The organism is Pseudomonas flexibilis (genome assembly GCF_000802425.1).
Taxonomy (GTDB): domain Bacteria; phylum Pseudomonadota; class Gammaproteobacteria; order Pseudomonadales; family Pseudomonadaceae; genus Serpens; species Serpens flexibilis.
Genome location: NZ_JRUD01000027.1, coordinates 46,285 through 62,957, shown reverse-complemented (window position 1 = coordinate 62,957; position 16,673 = coordinate 46,285). Strand labels below are relative to the sequence as shown.

20 protein-coding genes are annotated in these 16,673 nt (G+C 68.3%); 9 read left to right on the top strand and 11 right to left on the bottom strand.

Features of this window, described 5'->3' with window-relative positions:
* Nucleotides 1-243 precede the first annotated feature (243 nt).
* Nucleotides 244-693 (bottom strand): hypothetical protein, encoded by a 450-nt coding sequence (locus tag SF06_RS15735; RefSeq protein ID WP_039562546.1) that lies wholly within the window; start codon nt 691-693, stop codon nt 244-246.
* On the opposite strand from SF06_RS15735, the gene SF06_RS15730 reads away from it, so the two are divergent.
* On the top strand, nt 692-1,186 hold the full coding sequence (locus SF06_RS15730) for a tRNA (cytidine(34)-2'-O)-methyltransferase (RefSeq protein WP_027590611.1): 495 nt from the start codon (nt 692-694) through the stop codon (nt 1,184-1,186). The two genes, SF06_RS15735 and SF06_RS15730, sit on opposite strands and share 2 nt — an antisense overlap.
* A gap of 79 nt (nt 1,187-1,265) precedes the next feature.
* Here SF06_RS15730 and secB read toward each other — a convergent pair whose 3' ends face one another.
* The 3 genes from secB to SF06_RS15715 are packed head-to-tail and all read right to left on the bottom strand — an operon-like array spanning nt 1,266 to nt 2,416.
* Nucleotides 1,266-1,793 carry a protein-export chaperone SecB gene (gene secB / locus SF06_RS15725; RefSeq protein WP_267882112.1) on the bottom strand — a complete coding sequence of 176 codons (528 nt, stop codon included), beginning with the start codon at nt 1,791-1,793 and terminating at the stop codon, nt 1,266-1,268.
* Complete coding sequence (gene grxC, locus SF06_RS15720) at nt 1,741-2,001, bottom strand: glutaredoxin 3 (protein ID WP_027590609.1); 261 nt, start codon at nt 1,999-2,001, stop codon at nt 1,741-1,743. Before grxC ends, secB begins: the two co-directional genes overlap by 53 nt.
* A gap of 1 nt (nt 2,002) precedes the next feature.
* Nucleotides 2,003-2,416, bottom strand: coding sequence for a rhodanese-like domain-containing protein (locus SF06_RS15715; protein ID WP_027590608.1), 414 nt, complete (start codon nt 2,414-2,416; stop codon nt 2,003-2,005).
* Nucleotides 2,417-2,561: 145 nt separating this feature from the next.
* Between SF06_RS15715 and gpmI the strand changes: the two genes are divergently transcribed.
* From gpmI to SF06_RS15695, 4 genes are all read left to right on the top strand, one after another.
* Nucleotides 2,562-4,094, top strand: a complete 1,533-nt coding sequence (gpmI, locus tag SF06_RS15710) for a 2,3-bisphosphoglycerate-independent phosphoglycerate mutase (RefSeq protein ID WP_027590607.1) — start codon at nt 2,562-2,564, stop codon at nt 4,092-4,094.
* 110 nt (nt 4,095-4,204) lie between these two features.
* Nucleotides 4,205-5,443 carry a murein hydrolase activator EnvC family protein gene (locus SF06_RS15705; RefSeq protein ID WP_039562542.1) on the top strand — a complete coding sequence of 413 codons (1,239 nt, stop codon included), beginning with the start codon at nt 4,205-4,207 and terminating at the stop codon, nt 5,441-5,443.
* A gap of 31 nt (nt 5,444-5,474) precedes the next feature.
* Nucleotides 5,475-6,794 carry a S41 family peptidase gene (locus tag SF06_RS15700; protein WP_039562541.1) on the top strand — a complete coding sequence of 440 codons (1,320 nt, stop codon included), beginning with the start codon at nt 5,475-5,477 and terminating at the stop codon, nt 6,792-6,794.
* Between the two features lie 67 nt (nt 6,795-6,861).
* The gene (locus SF06_RS15695) at nt 6,862-7,623 is read left to right on the top strand and encodes a divergent polysaccharide deacetylase family protein (protein WP_139326738.1); all 762 of its coding nucleotides are present in this window, start codon (nt 6,862-6,864) and stop codon (nt 7,621-7,623) included.
* Between the two features lie 143 nt (nt 7,624-7,766).
* Here SF06_RS15695 and hisF read toward each other — a convergent pair whose 3' ends face one another.
* The 5 genes from hisF to hisB all read right to left on the bottom strand — a co-directional run bounded on the left by hisF (nt 7,767) and on the right by hisB (nt 10,923).
* Nucleotides 7,767-8,537, bottom strand: a complete 771-nt coding sequence (hisF, locus tag SF06_RS15690) for an imidazole glycerol phosphate synthase subunit HisF (protein ID WP_027589342.1) — start codon at nt 8,535-8,537, stop codon at nt 7,767-7,769.
* A gap of 100 nt (nt 8,538-8,637) precedes the next feature.
* Entirely contained in the window at nt 8,638-9,375 is a 738-nt protein-coding gene (hisA, locus tag SF06_RS15685; protein ID WP_027589343.1) for a 1-(5-phosphoribosyl)-5-[(5-phosphoribosylamino)methylideneamino]imidazole-4-carboxamide isomerase, read from the bottom strand.
* A gap of 59 nt (nt 9,376-9,434) precedes the next feature.
* On the bottom strand, nt 9,435-9,695 hold the full coding sequence (locus SF06_RS15680; protein WP_037008469.1) for a DUF2164 domain-containing protein: 261 nt from the start codon (nt 9,693-9,695) through the stop codon (nt 9,435-9,437).
* A complete protein-coding gene (hisH, locus tag SF06_RS15675) occupies nt 9,692-10,330 on the bottom strand; it encodes an imidazole glycerol phosphate synthase subunit HisH (protein ID WP_027589345.1) in 639 nt (212 codons plus the stop codon). The genes SF06_RS15680 and hisH overlap by 4 nt, the downstream gene beginning before the upstream one ends.
* The gene (gene hisB, locus SF06_RS15670; RefSeq protein WP_027589346.1) at nt 10,330-10,923 is read right to left on the bottom strand and encodes an imidazoleglycerol-phosphate dehydratase HisB; all 594 of its coding nucleotides are present in this window, start codon (nt 10,921-10,923) and stop codon (nt 10,330-10,332) included. Before hisB ends, hisH begins: the two co-directional genes overlap by 1 nt.
* 163 nt (nt 10,924-11,086) lie before the next feature.
* Between hisB and SF06_RS18390 the strand changes: the two genes are divergently transcribed.
* Both SF06_RS18390 and SF06_RS15660 read left to right on the top strand, forming a co-directional pair.
* Nucleotides 11,087-11,485, top strand: a complete 399-nt coding sequence (locus SF06_RS18390; RefSeq protein ID WP_039562537.1) for an acetyl-CoA sensor PanZ family protein — start codon at nt 11,087-11,089, stop codon at nt 11,483-11,485.
* The gene (locus SF06_RS15660) at nt 11,482-12,459 is read left to right on the top strand and encodes a serine/threonine protein kinase (RefSeq protein ID WP_039562536.1); all 978 of its coding nucleotides are present in this window, start codon (nt 11,482-11,484) and stop codon (nt 12,457-12,459) included. The genes SF06_RS18390 and SF06_RS15660 overlap by 4 nt, the downstream gene beginning before the upstream one ends.
* Nucleotides 12,460-12,478: 19 nt before the next feature.
* Here SF06_RS15660 and SF06_RS15655 read toward each other — a convergent pair whose 3' ends face one another.
* Nucleotides 12,479-13,087 (bottom strand): YitT family protein, encoded by a 609-nt coding sequence (locus tag SF06_RS15655; protein WP_037008470.1) that lies wholly within the window; start codon nt 13,085-13,087, stop codon nt 12,479-12,481.
* Nucleotides 13,084-13,605 carry a dihydrofolate reductase gene (locus tag SF06_RS15650; RefSeq protein WP_027589350.1) on the bottom strand — a complete coding sequence of 174 codons (522 nt, stop codon included), beginning with the start codon at nt 13,603-13,605 and terminating at the stop codon, nt 13,084-13,086. The genes SF06_RS15655 and SF06_RS15650 overlap by 4 nt, the downstream gene beginning before the upstream one ends.
* A 121-nt stretch (nt 13,606-13,726) precedes the next feature.
* Here SF06_RS15650 and SF06_RS15645 point away from each other — a divergent pair, with 121 nt between their 5' ends.
* Complete coding sequence (locus SF06_RS15645) at nt 13,727-15,091, top strand: DUF2868 domain-containing protein (protein WP_039562534.1); 1,365 nt, start codon at nt 13,727-13,729, stop codon at nt 15,089-15,091.
* On the top strand, nt 15,084-16,445 hold the full coding sequence (locus SF06_RS15640) for a DUF3482 domain-containing protein (RefSeq protein WP_039562533.1): 1,362 nt from the start codon (nt 15,084-15,086) through the stop codon (nt 16,443-16,445). The genes SF06_RS15645 and SF06_RS15640 overlap by 8 nt, the downstream gene beginning before the upstream one ends.
* Nucleotides 16,446-16,673: the final 228 nt, after the last annotated feature.

The following is a 16,673-nucleotide window of genomic DNA, read 5'->3' as shown; positions in this document are numbered from 1 at the left end:
CCAGGTGCGAGATGCGGGCCTCGCCGGCCGGCGTAAAGCCTGCCCCACAGGTCCACAGCAGGGCGCCATTCCCCGCGCCATGCATCCAAAGCGTGCGAAGCCATTTCTGCCTGAACCAACAACCCGGCGCCATTCGCGCATCCAGCGCCGATGCCAGCTGTCACGAAACTGGCACATTCTCTGCTTAATATCCTGCGTCAGTTTCTGGGGACCTCGGTACTAGGCAGGCCGGGACTCCCCCTTTTATTCCGCACCAGCGAGGCGCAACTCCAGGCGCCACTGGCCGCCGCGCGCCTCGCCCCGCCACTCGGCCCGCAGCGGCCGGGTGGCGACGAACGACAGCAGGAGCGCCGAATCCGCCATTCGCAACCGCCAGCGCACTTCGCCCTGGTCCAGCGCCAGGCGTCCTGCCTGGGCAGCGCCCTGGGCGTCGTCCAGCTGCACCAGCAACGCACCATCCAGCGTTTGCAGACGCGGCGCCAGCGGCTCGCGATCGAACCACAGCACCAGCCCATTCGGCGCTTCGCGCACCTCCAGCAGGTAGGCCGGTCCCGGGCTAAGCCATTTGCCGAGCATCAGGCCCACCAGCAGCCCGGTGGCTGCCAGCCCCAGCAGAAAGCGCGGCCAGACGCGCCGCCGCGGATCCACTTCGGCGCTAGAATGCGCACCTTCCTCGCGTCCCGAGTCCTGCATGTTCCACGTCATCCTGTTCCAGCCGGAGATTCCACCGAACACCGGCAACATTATCAGGCTGTGCGCCAACAGCGGCAGCCACCTGCACCTCATCGAGCCCCTGGGTTTCGAGACCGACGACAAGCGCCTGCGGCGCGCCGGCCTCGACTACCACGAGTTCGCCACGCTCAAGCGTTACCCCGACCTGCAGCGCTGCCTCGACAGCCTCGGGCTGACGCTCGGCGCGCCTGCCCAGCCGGATGCGCCGCGCCTCTACGCCTTCACCACCAAGGGCTCGCAGCCGTTCCATGCGGTACAGTACCGACCCGGTGATGCCTTTCTGTTCGGACCGGAAAGTCGCGGGCTGCCCCCGGAGATCCGCGAAGCCCTGCCGCCCGAACAGCGCGTGCGCCTGCCCATGCGCCCGGGCTGCCGAAGCCTCAACCTGTCCAACACCGTGGCGGTGACGGTCTATGAGGCCTGGCGCCAGCAGGGCTTTGCCGGCGGCGAATGAAGGTGCCGTGCCCGGCCCACTGCCGCCGGGGCATAAACGAAAAAAGCGCCCGCAGGCGCTTTTTTCTTCAGCGAAACCCTTACTGCTGGGTCGCACCCTGGGCTTCGGCGTTGACCCGCGCCATTTCCTGCGCGTACAGGGCGTCGAAGTTCACCGGCGCCAGCATCAGGGCCGGGAAGGAGCCACGGGTCACCAGGTTGTCCAGCGCCTCGCGGGCATAGGGGAACAGGATGTTCGGGCAGAAGGCGCCGAGGGTGTGGCTCATGGACGGTGCGTCCAGGCCCTTGATCAGGAAGATCCCGCCCTGCTGCACTTCGGCGATGAAGGCCGTTTCCTCGCCGGTCTTCACGGTCACGGAGAGGGTTAGCACCACTTCGTGGAAATCGTTGTCCAGGGTCTTGGTGCGGGTGTTGAGGTCCAGCTGAACGCTCGGGTTCCATTCCTGGCGGAAGATCTCCGGGCTCTTCGGGGCTTCGAAGGACAGGTCCTTGACGTAGATGCGCTGCAGGGAGAACTGCGGAGTTGCTTGTTCGGTCATTGGCTGAGCCTTGTTGTCATTGAGGTTGAGCGAGCAGCGCGTCCAGACGGCCGGCGCGCTCCAGCGCATGAAGATCGTCGCAACCACCCACGTGCTGCTCACCGATCCAGATCTGCGGCACCGAGGTGCGGCCGGCCCGGGCGGCCATTTCCGCGCGCAGGCTCGGGTTGCCATCCACGGCGATCTCCTTGAAGGCCACGCCCTTGCGCTGCAGCAGTTGCTTGGCGCGGATGCAGTAGGGGCACCAGGCGGTGGTATAGATCACCACGTCGTTCATGTCATTTCACCACGGGCAGGTTATCGCCACGCCAGCTGCCCATGCCGCCCGCCAGCTTGGCCACGGTGAACCCGGCCTTTTTCAGCTGGGCGCACGCCGGACCGGCCGTCTGGCCCATGGCGCACACGACGATCAGGGTCTTGTCCTTGTGCTTCTCCAGCTCGACCATGCGGGTGGCCAGCTTGTCGTAGGGGATGTGCACGGCGCCGACGATATGGCCGGCGTCGAAGTCCTTCTTGGCGCGGATATCCAGCACCAGGCCCTGGTCGCTGTTGACCAGCGACGTCAGCTCGCGGTTGCTCAGGCTGCGGCCGCCCTTGTTCAGCTCGTTGAAGGCAAACAGGATCAGCAGCACGACCAGCAGGGTGCTCAGTACATAGTGGTTAGAGACGAATTCAATCAGCTGCGCAAGCATCTACAGGTTCCCGGACGGTAAAATGCCGGCAGTATACACAGGGCCCCTGGCGGGCGGCACCCTGCCCCTGCCGTGACGCAGCGCGCTACAGCGCTTAGAATCCCCGCCCTTCGCATCCACGTGCAGCCGCCGAGCGAGTCGACCCATGCCTACGCCCAAACCCCTGGTTCTGATGATTCTGGATGGCTTCGGCCACAGCGATCGCCCCGAGTACAACGCCATCCACGCGGCCAGCACGCCGGTCTACGACCGTCTGCGTGCCACCCAGCCGCATGGGCTGATTTCCGGCTCGGGCATGGACGTGGGCCTGCCGGACGGGCAGATGGGCAACTCCGAGGTCGGCCACATGAACCTGGGCGCCGGCCGGGTCGTCTATCAGGACTTCACCCGCGTCACCAAGGCGATCCGCGACGGCGAGTTTTTCGAGAACCCAGCCATCTGCACCGCCGTGGACAAGGCGGTGACCGCCGGCAAGGCAGTGCACATCATGGGCCTGCTCTCCGATGGCGGCGTGCACAGCCACCAGGACCATCTGGTCGCCATGGTCGAGCTGGCCGCCCGCCGCGGCGCCCAGCACATCTATCTGCACGCCTTCCTCGACGGTCGTGACACTCCGCCGCGCAGCGCGCAGCCGTCCATCGAGCTGCTCGACGCCACCTTTGCGCGCCTGGGCAAAGGCCGCATCGCCAGCCTGATCGGCCGCTACTACGCCATGGACCGCGATAATCGCTGGGACCGCGTGGAGCAAGCCTACAACCTCATCGTCGACGGCCAGGGCCAGTTCCAGGCCGCCAGCGCCGTGGCCGGTCTGGAAGCCGCCTACGCCCGCGAGGAGAGCGACGAGTTCGTCAAGGCCACCGTGATTGGCGCACCGGTGCGCGTGGAAGATGGCGATGCCGTGGTGTTCATGAACTTCCGCGCCGACCGCGCCCGCGAGCTGACCCGCGCCTTCGTCGAGAAGGACTTTGCCGGCTTCGCCCGCGCCCGCGTGCCGCAACTGGCGGGCTACGTGATGCTCACCCAGTACGCCGCCAGCATCGACGCGCCGAGTGCCTTCGCGCCGGAGCCGCTGACCAACGTGCTGGGCGAGTACCTGGCCAACCAGGGCAAGACCCAGCTGCGCATCGCCGAGACCGAGAAGTACGCCCATGTGACCTTCTTCTTCTCCGGCGGCCGCGAGGAACCCTTCCCCGGCGAAGAGCGCATCCTGATCCCCTCACCGAACGTCGCCACCTACGACCTGCAGCCGCAGATGAGCGCGCCGGAAGTCACCGACCGGATCGTCGACGCCATCGAGCACCAGCGCTACGACGTGATCATCGTCAACTACGCCAACGGCGACATGGTCGGTCACACCGGCGTGTTCGAGGCGGCGGTCAAGGCGGTGGAATGCCTGGATGAATGCATGGGCCGCATCGTCGCCGCACTGGACAAGGTCGGCGGCGAAGCGCTGATCACCGCCGACCACGGCAACGTCGAGCAGATGGAAGACGAAGTCACCGGCCAGGCGCACACCGCCCACACCTGCGAGCCGGTGCCCTTCATTTATGTCGGCAAGCGCAACGTCAGCATCCGCGCAGGCGGCGTATTGGCCGACGTGGCGCCGACCATGCTGAAACTGCTGGGCCTGCCGCAGCCCAAGGAAATGACCGGCACCAGCATCATCGAACTGCACTAAGCTGGAAGGCCGAGGGGGATTGCCCCCTCGGCCCGCTACGTCGCCGGCTTGCCGCTCAGGCTGCGTTTGCAGGCATACTTGACGCCCCAGATCCAGGTGCCGTGTCCTCCATGTTCCGAGCCCTTTTCCTTGCCCTTCTGACCTGCCTCGCGCTGCCCGCTGGCGCCGATTCCAAGGTGCAGACCGAGCAGCAGCTGGAAGCCGCCCGTAAGGAAGTGCTGGAGCTGAAGAAAATGCTCGAGCAGTTGCAGCGGGAAAAATCCCAGGTGCAGCAACAACTGCGCCAGACGGAAACCGAGGCGGGCGCGCTGGAGAAGCAGATCCGCGACCTGCGCCGCGAAGCCGGCGACAACCAGAAGCAGCTTGATGACCTCGAGCGGCAGAAAAAAAAAATCGATGAATCGCGCCGCGAACAGCAACGACTGATCGGCCAGCAGGCCCGCTCGCTGTACCAGAGCGGTGGCGCCGAACCCCTCAAGCTGCTGCTCAACCAGCAGGATCCCGCCACCTTCTCCCGCACCCTGACCTATTACGAGTACCTGAACCGGGCACGCCTGGAGCAGCTGGCCGACTACGCCCGCACCCGCGAACAGCTGGGCGAGCTGGAGCGCCAGCGCACTGTCCACAGCGAGGCCCTGGCCCGCCAGCAGCAGGCGCTGGGCGAGCGCCAGGCGCGCCTGGCCGAGGTGCGCAAGGAACGCCAGCAGGTGCTGGCGCGCCTGAACCGCGACAGCGCCAACCGCGCCGACCGTCTGCAGGAACGCCAGCGTGAACAGGCCGAGCTGCAGCAGGTGCTCAAAACCATCGAGGAAACCCTGGCCCGCCAGGCCCGTGAACGCGAGGCGGAAGCCGCGCGTCAGCGGCAGCTTGCCGAGCAGCGCCGCCAGGCACCCGCCGACGAGGCGCCCTGGCTGAGCAATACCGCGGTGCGCTATTACGGCGGCCCCTTCGGACAGGCCCAGGGCAAGTTGCCCTGGCCGGTGGAAGGAAGGCTGATCGCCCGTTTCGGCGCGCCACGCGGTGAGGACTCGCGCACCACCTGGGACGGCGTGCTGATCGGCGCATCGGCCGGCCAGCCGGTGCGCGCCGTGCACGGCGGCAAGGTGGTATTCGCCGAATGGCTGCGCGGCGCCGGCCTGCTGCTGATCCTCGACCACGGCGGCGGCTACCTGAGCCTCTACGGCCACAACCAGGCGCTGCTCAAGGAGGCCGGCGACATCGTTGCCGCCGGTGATACCATCGCCACCGTCGGCAGCAGTGGCGGGCAGAGCGTTCCCGCGCTGTACTTCGCCATTCGCCAGCAAGGTCGCCCGAGCGACCCGGCCCAGTGGTGCCGCGCGCAAGGCTGAGCGCGCCATCCCGCAAACCTGGAGTTTCCCCATGCAGCAGCGCCCCATTTTCCGCACTACTACACAGAGCCTGGCCCTGTGCCTGGCGCTGGCAGCAGGGGGAGCCTACGCGCAGAGCAGCGCACCCACCGATCCGTCCACCAGCACGGCCGCCCGCGCGCAGTTGCCGCTGGACGACTTGCGCACCTTCGCCGAGGTCCTCGACCGCATCAAGAGCGCCTACGTCGAGCCGGTGGACGACAAGACCCTGCTGGAAAACGCCATCCGCGGCATGCTCAGCAACCTGGACCCGCACTCCGCCTATCTGGACCCGCAGGCCTTCCAGGAATTGCAGGAAAGCACCAGCGGCGAATTCGGCGGACTGGGCATCGAAGTGGGCATGGAGGACGGCTTCATCCGCGTCGTCTCGCCCATCGACGACACTCCCGCGTCGCGCGCCGGCATCGAGGCGGGCGACCTGATCGTGCGCATCGATGGCCAGCCGACCAAGGGCATGAGCATGCAGGAAGCCGTGGACATGATGCGTGGCAAGCCCGGCAGCAAGGTGGAGCTGACCATCGTGCGCGAAGGCGGCCAGCCGTTCGACGTGACGCTGACCCGCGCGGTCATCAAGGTGCAGAGCGTGCGCACCGAGATGCTCGAGGACGGTTACGGCTACCTGCGCATCACCCAGTTCCAGGTCAACACCGGCGCGGAAGTCGGCAAGGCCCTGGCCAGCCTGCGCAAGGACAACAAGGCGCCCCTGAAAGGCCTGGTGATGGACCTGCGCAACAACCCCGGCGGCGTGCTGCAGGCGGCGGTGGAAGTCGCCGACCATTTCATGACGAAAGGGCTGATTGTCTACACCCAGGGTCGCATCGCCAACTCCGAGCTGCGCTTCTCGGCCGACCCGGCCGATGCCAGCCAGGGCGTGCCGCTGGTGGTGCTGATCAACGGTGGCAGCGCCTCGGCCGCCGAGATCGTCGCCGGCGCCCTGCAGGACAGCCGCCGCGCCGTGGTGATGGGCACCGACAGCTTCGGCAAGGGCTCGGTGCAGACCGTTCTGCCGCTCAACAACGACCGCGCCCTGAAGCTCACCACCGCGCTGTACTACACCCCCAACGGACGCTCAATCCAGGCCCAGGGCATCGTGCCCGACATCGAGGTACAGCGTGCGCGCCTGACCCGCGAGGACGAAATGGCCGGCGTGAAGGAAGCCGATCTGGCCGGTCACCTGGGCAACGGCAATGGCGGCGCAGACCGTCCCAGCAACGGCAAGGCCGTCCGCACACCACGCCCGCAGGATGAGGATTACCAGCTGGGTCAGGCGCTGAATCTGCTCAAGGGGCTGAATATCACCCGCGGTCAGTGATGGGCGGCCTGTTGCGGCGGCCGTGGCGGCCGATACAGAGGCAATTCCGTCACGAATGAGGTTTCCTATGCCTTGGCGCGCGTTGTGTGTCGCGCTCGGCCTGCTGTTCGCGGCCGTTACCCAGGCAGCACAGCCGGTGCGCCTGAGCCTGATCATCGATGACCTGGGCCATGACCCGGAGCGCGACCGGCGCGTGCTGGCCCTGCCCGGCCCGGTCGCCCTGGCCATACTGCCGGACGCGCCGCACGCGACCAGCCTGGCGCGCGATGCCCACCGCGCCGGGCGCACGGTGATGCTGCACATGCCCATGGCCCCCGCCGACGGCGCCTTCGCGTGGCTGCCCAACCAACCGCCCTTCGTCTGGCTGGAGCGCCTGGAGGCGGCACTGCGCGAAGTGCCGCATGCCAGCGGGCTGAACAACCACATGGGCAGCCGCATGACGGCCGATGACGCCGCCATGCAGGTGCTCATGCCGGAACTGCAGCGCCGCCACCTGTTCTTCGTTGACAGCCGTACCACGCCGAAGACCGTGGCAGCAGCCAACGCCCAGCGCATTGCGCTGGCCAGTCTGTCCCGCGATCTGTTTCTGGATCACGACAGCCGCCCGGAAGCAGTCGCCGCCGCCTTCCAGCGCGGCCTCGACATCGCCCGCCGCGAGGGCTCCGTGGTCATGATCGGCCACCCGCACGCCAGCACCCTGGCGGTGCTGGAACGCGAGCTGCCCAAACTGGCCGCCCAGGGCATCGACTGGATCGACGTGCCGCCGATGATTGCCCTGCGCGGCAACCAGGCCATGCCGGCGCATGGCGCGAAGGGCGTGTATCGATAGGTGTGCACACCCGAAGCCTCGCCGGCCGGCATCACAGTATGGGCGGGATCTTGCAGGAGGGGCTTTAGGCGCGACGCGATGCCCGGGCCGGCGCGCGGGTCGCGGCTGAAGCCCCTCCTACAGGCAGCCAGAACCCTCTGCTCTCAGCGCACCACGATGCCACGTGCGGCCATATAGGCCTTGGCTTCCGGCACGGTGTACTCGCCGAAGTGGAAGATACTCGCCGCCAGCACCGCGTCGGCCTTGCCTTCAAGAATGCCATCGGCCAGGTGCTGCAGGTTGCCGACGCCACCGGAGGCGATCACCGGAATGCCCACCGCCTCGCTGATCGCGCGGGTCACGCCCAGGTCGAAGCCGCTCTTCATGCCGTCCTGGTCCATGCTGGTCAGCAGGATCTCGCCGGCGCCCAGGTCTTCCATCTTCTTCGCCCACAGCACGGCATCCAGGCCGGTGGGCTTGCGTCCGCCGTGGGTGAAGATTTCCCAGCGCGGCGTTTCGCCCGGCGCGGAAACCTTCTTGGCGTCGATGGCCACCACGATGCATTGCGAGCCGAAGCGCTGGGCGGCCTCGCCGACGAACTCCGGGTTGAACACCGCGGCGGTGTTGATCGACACCTTGTCGGCGCCGGCGTTGAGCAGGTTGCGGATGTCCTGCACGGTGCGCACGCCACCGCCCACGGTCAGCGGGATGAACACCTGGCTGGCCATGCGCTCGACGGTGTGCAGCGTGGTGGCGCGGTTGTCGACGCTGGCGGTGATGTCCAGGAAGGTGATCTCGTCGGCGCCCTGCTCGTTGTAGCGGCGAGCGATCTCCACCGGATCGCCGGCGTCGCGGATGTTCTCGAACTTGACGCCCTTCACCACGCGGCCGTTGTCCACGTCGAGGCAAGGGATGATGCGTTTGGCGAGGGCCATAACAGATATCTCTCGTAGGGTGGACAACCGCGCAGCGTTGTCCACCGGGTCACCAGGTATGCGGTGGACAAGCAAAGCGTTGTCCACCCTACGGCTCACATCAGCCCTTGAAGCCGTCGCACAGCGCCTGGGCTTCAGCCACGTCGAGGGTGCCCTCGTAGATGGCGCGGCCGGTGATGGCGCCGATGATGCCCGGCGCGCGGGCATCCAGCAGCTTCTGGATATCACCCAGGTTGTGGATGCCGCCGGAGGCGATCACCGGGATGCGGCTGGCGGCGGCCAGCGCGGCGGTGGCCTCGACGTTGCAGCCCTGCATCATTCCGTCCTTGGCGATGTCGGTGTAGACGATCGCGGACACGCCGTCAGCCTCGAAGCGACGCGCCAGGTCCACCGCCTGCACGCTGGACACTTCCGCCCAGCCGTCGGTGGCTACGAAACCGTCCTTGGCATCCAGGCCGACGATCACCTTGCCGGGGAACGCTTTGCAGGCCTCGCTGACGAATTCCGGCTGCTTGACCGCCTTGGTGCCGATGATCACGTAGCTGACGCCCGCCTTCACGTAGTGCTCGATGGTTTCCAGCGAACGGATGCCGCCGCCGATCTGGATCGGCAGGTTCGGGTAACGCCTGGCGATGGCAGTGACCACCTCGCCGTTGACCGGTTGCCCCTCGAAGGCGCCGTTCAGGTCGACCAGGTGCAGGCGGCGGCAACCACCTTCCACCCACTTGGCAGCCATGCTCACCGGGTCGTCGGAAAACACCGTGGAGTCTTCCATGCGGCCCTGGCGCAGGCGCACGCAGGCGCCGTCCTTCAGATCGATAGCGGGGATAATCAGCATTGCTCGGAACCTGCTCGAATCGGTAATCGGATAATCGGTAATCGATGGAAGAGGGGGCGTCAGCTCTTCTCGAGTGCCCAGACATCACTTTCGATGCTGGCGAAGCGGTCGGCCAGCAGCGCCTGCACGTCGGCAATCGCCCTGTTGTAGTAGTGCGGGGCGACTTCGCGGCCAATCAGCTCGAGGACTTCCAGTACCTCGAACGAGCCCAGCTCCAGCTCGAAGCGCTCCTCCAGGAAGCGCTTGAGCACCTGCGCGGCGGCCTGCTCCTGGGCGGCCTCCAGCTTCAGCGCCCCCAGCGCGCCCTTGCCGCGGCTCACCAGCGCCCGTCCCAGGCCACGAAGTTCTGCAGCAGCTGCAGGCCGTGGGTGTGGCTCTTTTCCGGGTGGAACTGCACGGCGAAGCGCGAACCTTCGGCCAGCACGGCGGCGAAATCCACGCCGTAATGACCACGGCCCACCACCTGGCGCGGATTGCCGGCCTCGATGTAGTAGCTGTGCACGAAGTAGAAGCGCGCCCGGTCGGGAATGTTGTGCCACAGCGGATGGCTGACCACCTGCTCGACCTCGTTCCAGCCCATGTGCGGCACCTTGAGGTGCTCGCCGTCCTCGTGCAAGTCCTTGCCGAAGAAGCGCACCTGGCCGGGGAACAGGCCGATGCAGTCGACGCCGCCGTTCTCCTCGCTGCGCTCCATCAGCGCCTGCATGCCGACGCAGATGCCGAGGAACGGGCGATCCTGGCTGACCTCGCGCACCAGCGCGTCGAAGCCCAGGCGGCGGATTTCGGCCATGCAATCGCGGATGGCGCCCACGCCGGGGAACACCACGCGATCCGCCTCGCGGATCACCTGGGCGTCGCTGGTCACCAGCACACGGCCGGCACCGACATGTTCCAGGGCCTTGGCCACCGAGTGCAGGTTGCCCATGCCGTAGTCGATGACGGCGACGGTCTGCATCACAGGCATCCCTTGGTGGAGGGCATCTGCCCGGCCATGCGCTCGTCCAGGGTCAGGGCCATGCGCAGCGCGCGGCCGAAGGCCTTGAACACGGTTTCGATCTGGTGGTGGGTGTTGCTGCCACGCAGGTTGTCGATGTGCAGGGTCACCTGGGCGTGGTTGACGAAGCCCTGGAAGAATTCCTGGAACAGGTCCACATCGAACTTGCCGACCGTCGCGCGGGTGTAGGGCACGTTCATGACCAGGCCCGGACGCCCGGAGAAGTCGATCACCACGCGCGACAGGGCTTCGTCCAGCGGCACGTAGGAATGCCCGTAGCGGGTCATGCCCTTCTTGTCGCCAACCGCCTTGGCGAACGCCTGGCCGAGGGTGATGCCCACGTCTTCCACGGTGTGGTGGTCGTCGATGTGCAGGTCGCCCTGGCATTCGATGTCCAGATCGATCAGCCCGTGGCGGGCGATCTGGTCGAGCATGTGCTCGAGGAAGGGCACGCCGATGGCGAAGTTCGCCTTGCCGGTGCCATCGAGATTGACCGCCGCCTTGATGCGGGTTTCCAGGGTGTTGCGTTCGACGAACGCCTTACGTTCGACCATGACCAGCTCCGCAAAAGAACAGAGGGCGCCGTGGACGTTTTCCACAGCCCGAAGGGCGCGCATTATAGGCCGGAACCCGCGCGCCGGGGAACCGCGCGGCCCTTGGGCAGCCGGCGCGCGGCTTGCTACCCTAGCCGCCTTTCTTTTCCGCAGCGATGCCGCCATGCCTGTCTACGTCGAATGCCCCGCCCAGCTCACCGAGCAGGACCGCCAGGACCTGCTCAACGTCTATGCCGACGCGCCCGACTGGCTGCTGCCGCCGTTCGCCGCCGGCGCCGCGCTGATCGAGCAGTGCCTGGCCGATGGCAGCCTGCGCGTGGCGCGCTTCAACGGCCGCCTGCTGGGCGCTGCGCGCCTGCGGGCCGGCGGCGACTTCCTGCGCCTGTCGCACCTGTGCGTGCGTGCGCTGACCCGCGGTCGCGGCGTGGCCCGGCGCCTGGTCGACGAGGCGCGCCGCGAAGCGCAGCAGCAGGACCTGCTGCTGGTGCTGGCCGCCGATCCGGCCCAGGAGGTCGCCGAGCAGTTGGCCGCGCACCTGATGCTGCCGTTGAGGGCGCTGTGAACACTCACCCGTTCGCCACGCTCGGCCCGGACCAGGTGCTCGATGCGGTGGAAAGCCTGGGCCTGGTCAGCGACGCCCGCGTGCTGGCGCTGAACAGCTACGAGAACCGCGTCTATCAGGTGGGCATCGAGGATGGCGAACCGCTGATCGCCAAGTTCTATCGCCCGCAGCGCTGGAGCGATGCGGCGATCCGCGAGGAACACGCCTTCACCGAGGAACTGGCCGAGGCCGAAGTGCCAGTGGTGGCGCCATTGCGCCGCGATGGCGAGAGCCTGTTCGAGCACGGCGGCTTTCGTTTCGCGCTGTTTCCGCGCCGGGGCGGTCGCGCGCCGGAGCCGGGCGATCTGGACCAGCTGTATCGCCTCGGCCAGCTGCTTGGTCGCCTGCATGCCATCGGCGCCAGCCGCCCGTTCCGCGAACGCGAAACGCTGACCGTGGCGAACTTCGGCCACGCCTCGCTGGCCACCCTGCGCGACAGCCCGCTCCTGCCTGCCAGCCTGCGCGCCGACTATGTGGCCGCCGCCCAGGCGCTGCTGGAACGGCTGGACCGGCTGTTCGCCGCCACGCCCTACAGCGCCATTCGCCTGCATGGCGACTGCCACCCGGGCAACCTGCTGGAGCGCGATGGCAGCTTCCATGTGGTCGACCTGGACGACTGCCGCATGGGCCCGGCCCTGCAGGACCTGTGGATGCTGCTGTGCGGCGACCGTCAGGAACGCCTGCGTCAGCTCTCCGAGCTGGCCGACGGCTATGCGGAATTCCATGACTTCCCGACCCGCCAGCTGCCGCTGCTGGAAGGCTTGCGCAGCCTGCGCCTGCTGCACCACAGCGCCTGGCTGGCGCGACGCTGGGACGACCCGGCGTTCCCGCCGGCCTTCCCCTGGTTCACCACGGAAAACTACTGGCGCCAGCAGATCGGCCTGCTGCGCGAGCAACTGATGGCGGTGGATGAGGAGCCGTTGCGGGTGTATTGAGGCGCCACGCCAGGCTTCGCTAACTGGCACCCCTGTAGCGCCCGTCGCGATGATTGAGCGCCAGCACCAGGTTGAGCGACACCGCCCCCAGCACCGACAGCAGCACCCGATCCGCCGGCACGATGGCGATGGCCGCCAGCACGATCAGCGCGTCCACCGCCATCTGCACCTGCCCGGCGCGCAGGCCGAAGCGTTCCTGCAGAAACAGCGCCAGGATGTTCACCCCGCCCAGGCTGGCGCGGTGGCGGAACAGCATGAGCAGGCCGACGCCAATCATGAAGCCGCCGAACAGCGCGGCGTACAGCGGTTCGACATGGGAGAAGGCGACCCAGCCGGGGGTCAGCTCGACGAACAGCGAAACCAGCGCCACCGCGCAGAAGGTGCGCAGGGTGAACTTCCAGCCCATGCGCCACAGTGCCAGGGCATAGAACGGCAGGTTGATCAGGAAGAACATGCCGCCCAGCGGCCAGTCGCCCCAGTAGTTGAGCAGGAAGGCCAGCCCCACCGTGCCACCGCTGAGGAGCCCGGCCTGGGCGAAGAAGCTGATGCCCAGGGCGATCAGCGCGCAACCCAGCGGCAGGGCCTGGATGTCCTCCCACCAGGCATGGCGCACGGCCGCGTCACTCATGCGCGGCGGCGACTCCAGGCTTCGAAGGCGTAGGCCGGCGCGTCACCCTCGGCGGCATGCGCTGCATGGCTGTCGCGTTGCCACTCGTGGTCCAGCCATTCCGGGAAGTGCGCATCACCGGCCGGCTCCAGCTCGATGCGGGTCAGGTACAGGCGCTCGGCCAGCGGCAGCGCCTGGGTATACAGCTGCGCGCCGCCGATCAGCATCAGTTCGTCCACGCCCTGCTCGCGCGCCCAGGCGTCGGCGCGCACCAGGGCATCCTCCAGCGAGCCGAACACCTCGGCGCCCTCCAGACGCAGGTCCGCCTGGCGGCTGACCACGATGTTCAGCCGGCCGGGCAGCGGACGGCCGAGGGAATCCCAGGTCTTGCGGCCCATGATGATCGGCTTGCCGAGGGTCATGGTCTTGAAGTGCCTGAGGTCGGCCGGCAGGTGCCAGGGCATCTGGTTGTCGAGGCCGATCACCCGGTTGCGAGCCAGGGCGGCGATCATGGCGAGGGGAAGGCGAGTGCTGTTCATGGGGCGCGAGAATAGCGCCGGAAGGTTTGCAGTGTGAACAGATCGCGGGGGAAATGTTTGGCACTGCCAACACTTTCGGGAGCGGTTATCCTCGACGCCAGTTTCCACTGCGAGTGTTGCCGTGTCCTCTGCACCCCTCTCCCACCTCGACCGTCTCTGGCTCTGCGAAGCGATTCGCCTGCGCGAGGAGCAGTCCGGACCGCTGGAGGACGGCGAGATCAACCGGCGTGCCCGCCTCGCCGGCCCGTCCCTGGAAACGCGCATCGAATCCCGCGCCCTGCAACTGGCCGAGCGTGACGGACAGCGCGGCGCTCTCGGTCACTGGCGCCAGGGGGCACGGCTGGGTCTGCTGATCCTGCTCCTGCTGGCCGTGCTCACCGGCGCCGGTCTGGCATTCGCCGCCCTGGGTGACGGCCAGCGTCCGGTCAACGTGTTCTGGGCGCTGGGCAGCCTGCTCGGCCTGCATCTGCTTACGCTGTTTGGCTGGCTGCTCGGGCTGCTGCTGACCCGCGACGCGGGCGGGGCTTTGGGGCGGCTCTGGCTGTGGCTCAGCGAACGGCTGGCGCGGGACGCCCAGGCCGTGCAACTGGCGCCGGCGCTGATGATCCTGCTGCGGCGCCGGCGGCTGGCCCGCTGGGGACTGGGCACGCTGGTCCATGGCCTCTGGCTGGTGACCCTGCTCAGCGCGCTGGCGATGCTGCTGGCCATGCTGTCCACCCGGCATTACAGCTTCGTCTGGGAAACCACCCTGCTGGGCGCCGACAGCTTCGTGAGGCTGACCCAGGCGCTGGGCGCCCTGCCGGCGCTGTTGGGCTTCGGTCTGCCGGACATCGAACAGATCCGCGCCAGCGGTGCGTCCCCGCTGCGCGAGGACAGCGCCCGCCAGGCCTGGGCAGTGTGGCTGCTGGGCGTGCTGCTGATCTACGGTCTGCTGCCACGCCTGCTGTTGGGACTGCTCTGCCTGTGGCGCTGGCGTCACGGTGTGCGACGTCTGCGCCTGCCCCTGGACGCGCCCGGCAACGCCCTGCTCCGTGAGCGCCTGCAACCGCCCAGCGAACGGCTCGGCGTGCAGGACGCCGCACCCACCGCGCTGCCGGAATCGCGCGCCGGCGCGTTCGCCGCCGAAGCCGAGGGCCGGCTGCTGGTCGGCATCGAGCTGGACCCTGCCTACCCCTGGCCGCCGGCGCTGCCCGCCGGGGCCGGCAACGCCGGCGTGCTGGACAGCCGCGAACAGCGGCGCCAGCTGCTGGAACGCCTGGCCCAGCGCCCGGCCGCGCGCCTGCTGCTGGCCTGCGACCCGCGCCGCTCGCCGGATCGCGGCACGCTGGCGCTGCTCGGCGAACTGTCGCGCAGCGCGGCGGCCACCCGCGTCTGGCTGCTGCCGGTGGATACCGATGCCGCGCGCCTGGACGACTGGCGCGCCGCGCTGCAGCGCCTCGGTCTGGCCGAGGCGTCCCTGGACTGGCTGGAGAAGGGCCATGACTGAGCCGCTGAAACTGGCCGTGGTCGGCCACACCAATGTCGGCAAGACCTCGCTGCTGCGCACCCTGACCCGCGACGTCGGCTTCGGCGAGGTCTCGCACCGGCCGAGCACCACGCGCCACGTCGAGGGCGCGCGGCTGTCGGTGGATGGCGAGACGCTGCTGGAGCTGTACGACACGCCCGGATTGGAAGATGCCATCGAGCTGCTCGACTACCTCGAACGCCTGGCGCCCTCCGGTGAACGCCTCGACGGTCCGGCCCGCGTGGAACGCTTCCTCGCCGGCCCCGAGGCGCGGCAGCGTTTTGAACAGGAGGCCAAGGTGCTGCGCCAGCTGCTGGCCTCGGACGCCGGGCTGTATGTGATCGACGCCCGCGAGCCGGTGCTGGCCAAGTACCGCGACGAGCTGAGCGTGCTGGCCGACTGCGGCAAGCCGCTGCTGCCGGTGCTCAACTTCGTGCGCGACCCGTTGCAGCGCGAGGAGGAATGGCGCGCCGCCCTGGCACGGCTGGGCCTGCATGCGCTGGTGCGCTTCGACACCGTGGCGCCACCCGAGGACGGCGAGCGGCGTCTCTACGAGAGCCTGGCGCTGCTGCTGGAGTCCGCCCGAGCGCGCCTGGAGCGGCTGATCCAGGCCCACGAGCAGCAGGCTACGGAACGCCTGCAGGCGGGACGCCAGCTCATCGCCGAGCTGCTGGTCGACGTGGCCGCCGGCCGCCGCCGCGTGCCGGACGACCCCGAGCGGGAGCGCCGCGCCACCGGCGAGCTGCGCGAGGCCGTGCGCCAGCGCGAGCAGCGCTGCGTGGAGGCGCTGCTGCGGTTGTACGCCTTTCGCAAGGACGACGCCGATGCCGGCGAGCTGCCACTGCTGGACGGCCGCTGGAGCGACGATCTGTTCAACCCGGAAACCCTCAAGCAGATGGGCGTGAAGATCGGCACCGGCATGGCCGCCGGGGCCGCGGCCGGCGCCGGGGTCGACCTGATGGTCGGTGGCATCACCCTCGGCGCCGCCGCGCTGCTTGGCGCGCTGGCCGGCGGCGGCGCGCAGACCGCCCGGCACTATGGCAATCGCCTGCTGGGCAAGCTCAAGGGCGAGAAGGAACTGACCGTGGACGACGCCGTGCTGCGCCTGCTGGCCCTGCGCCAGCGCCAACTGCTCGATGCACTGGCCACCCGTGGCCATGCGGCGCAGCAGGCCATCCGCCTGGAGTCGCCCCAGGAACAGGCCTGGAAGGCGGGCAAGCTGCCCAAGCCGCTGTCGGCAGCGCGCGCGCATCCCGAGTGGTCATCGCTCAACGGCAAGGTGCGCGGCGAGGAAGACCGTCAGCAGCTGATTGATGCGCTGGCCAAGCGAACGTAGCCGCCATGCGGATCCCGCACGGCGGCCAAGGAAAAACGTTGCCCGCCCTGCAGCGCTGAGAGACCAGGCTTCATGCCGGCCTGCTGGGCGTTGGGTGGATCGCGCTTCACCGATCCACCAACGCGCCGCCAGGCGCGGCCGGCCAGGCGCGGCCGGCTAAGCGCGGACCCCCAGGCGCGCCGTGCCGGCGCGATGGTGGACAAGGACAACGTTGTCCACCCTACGGAC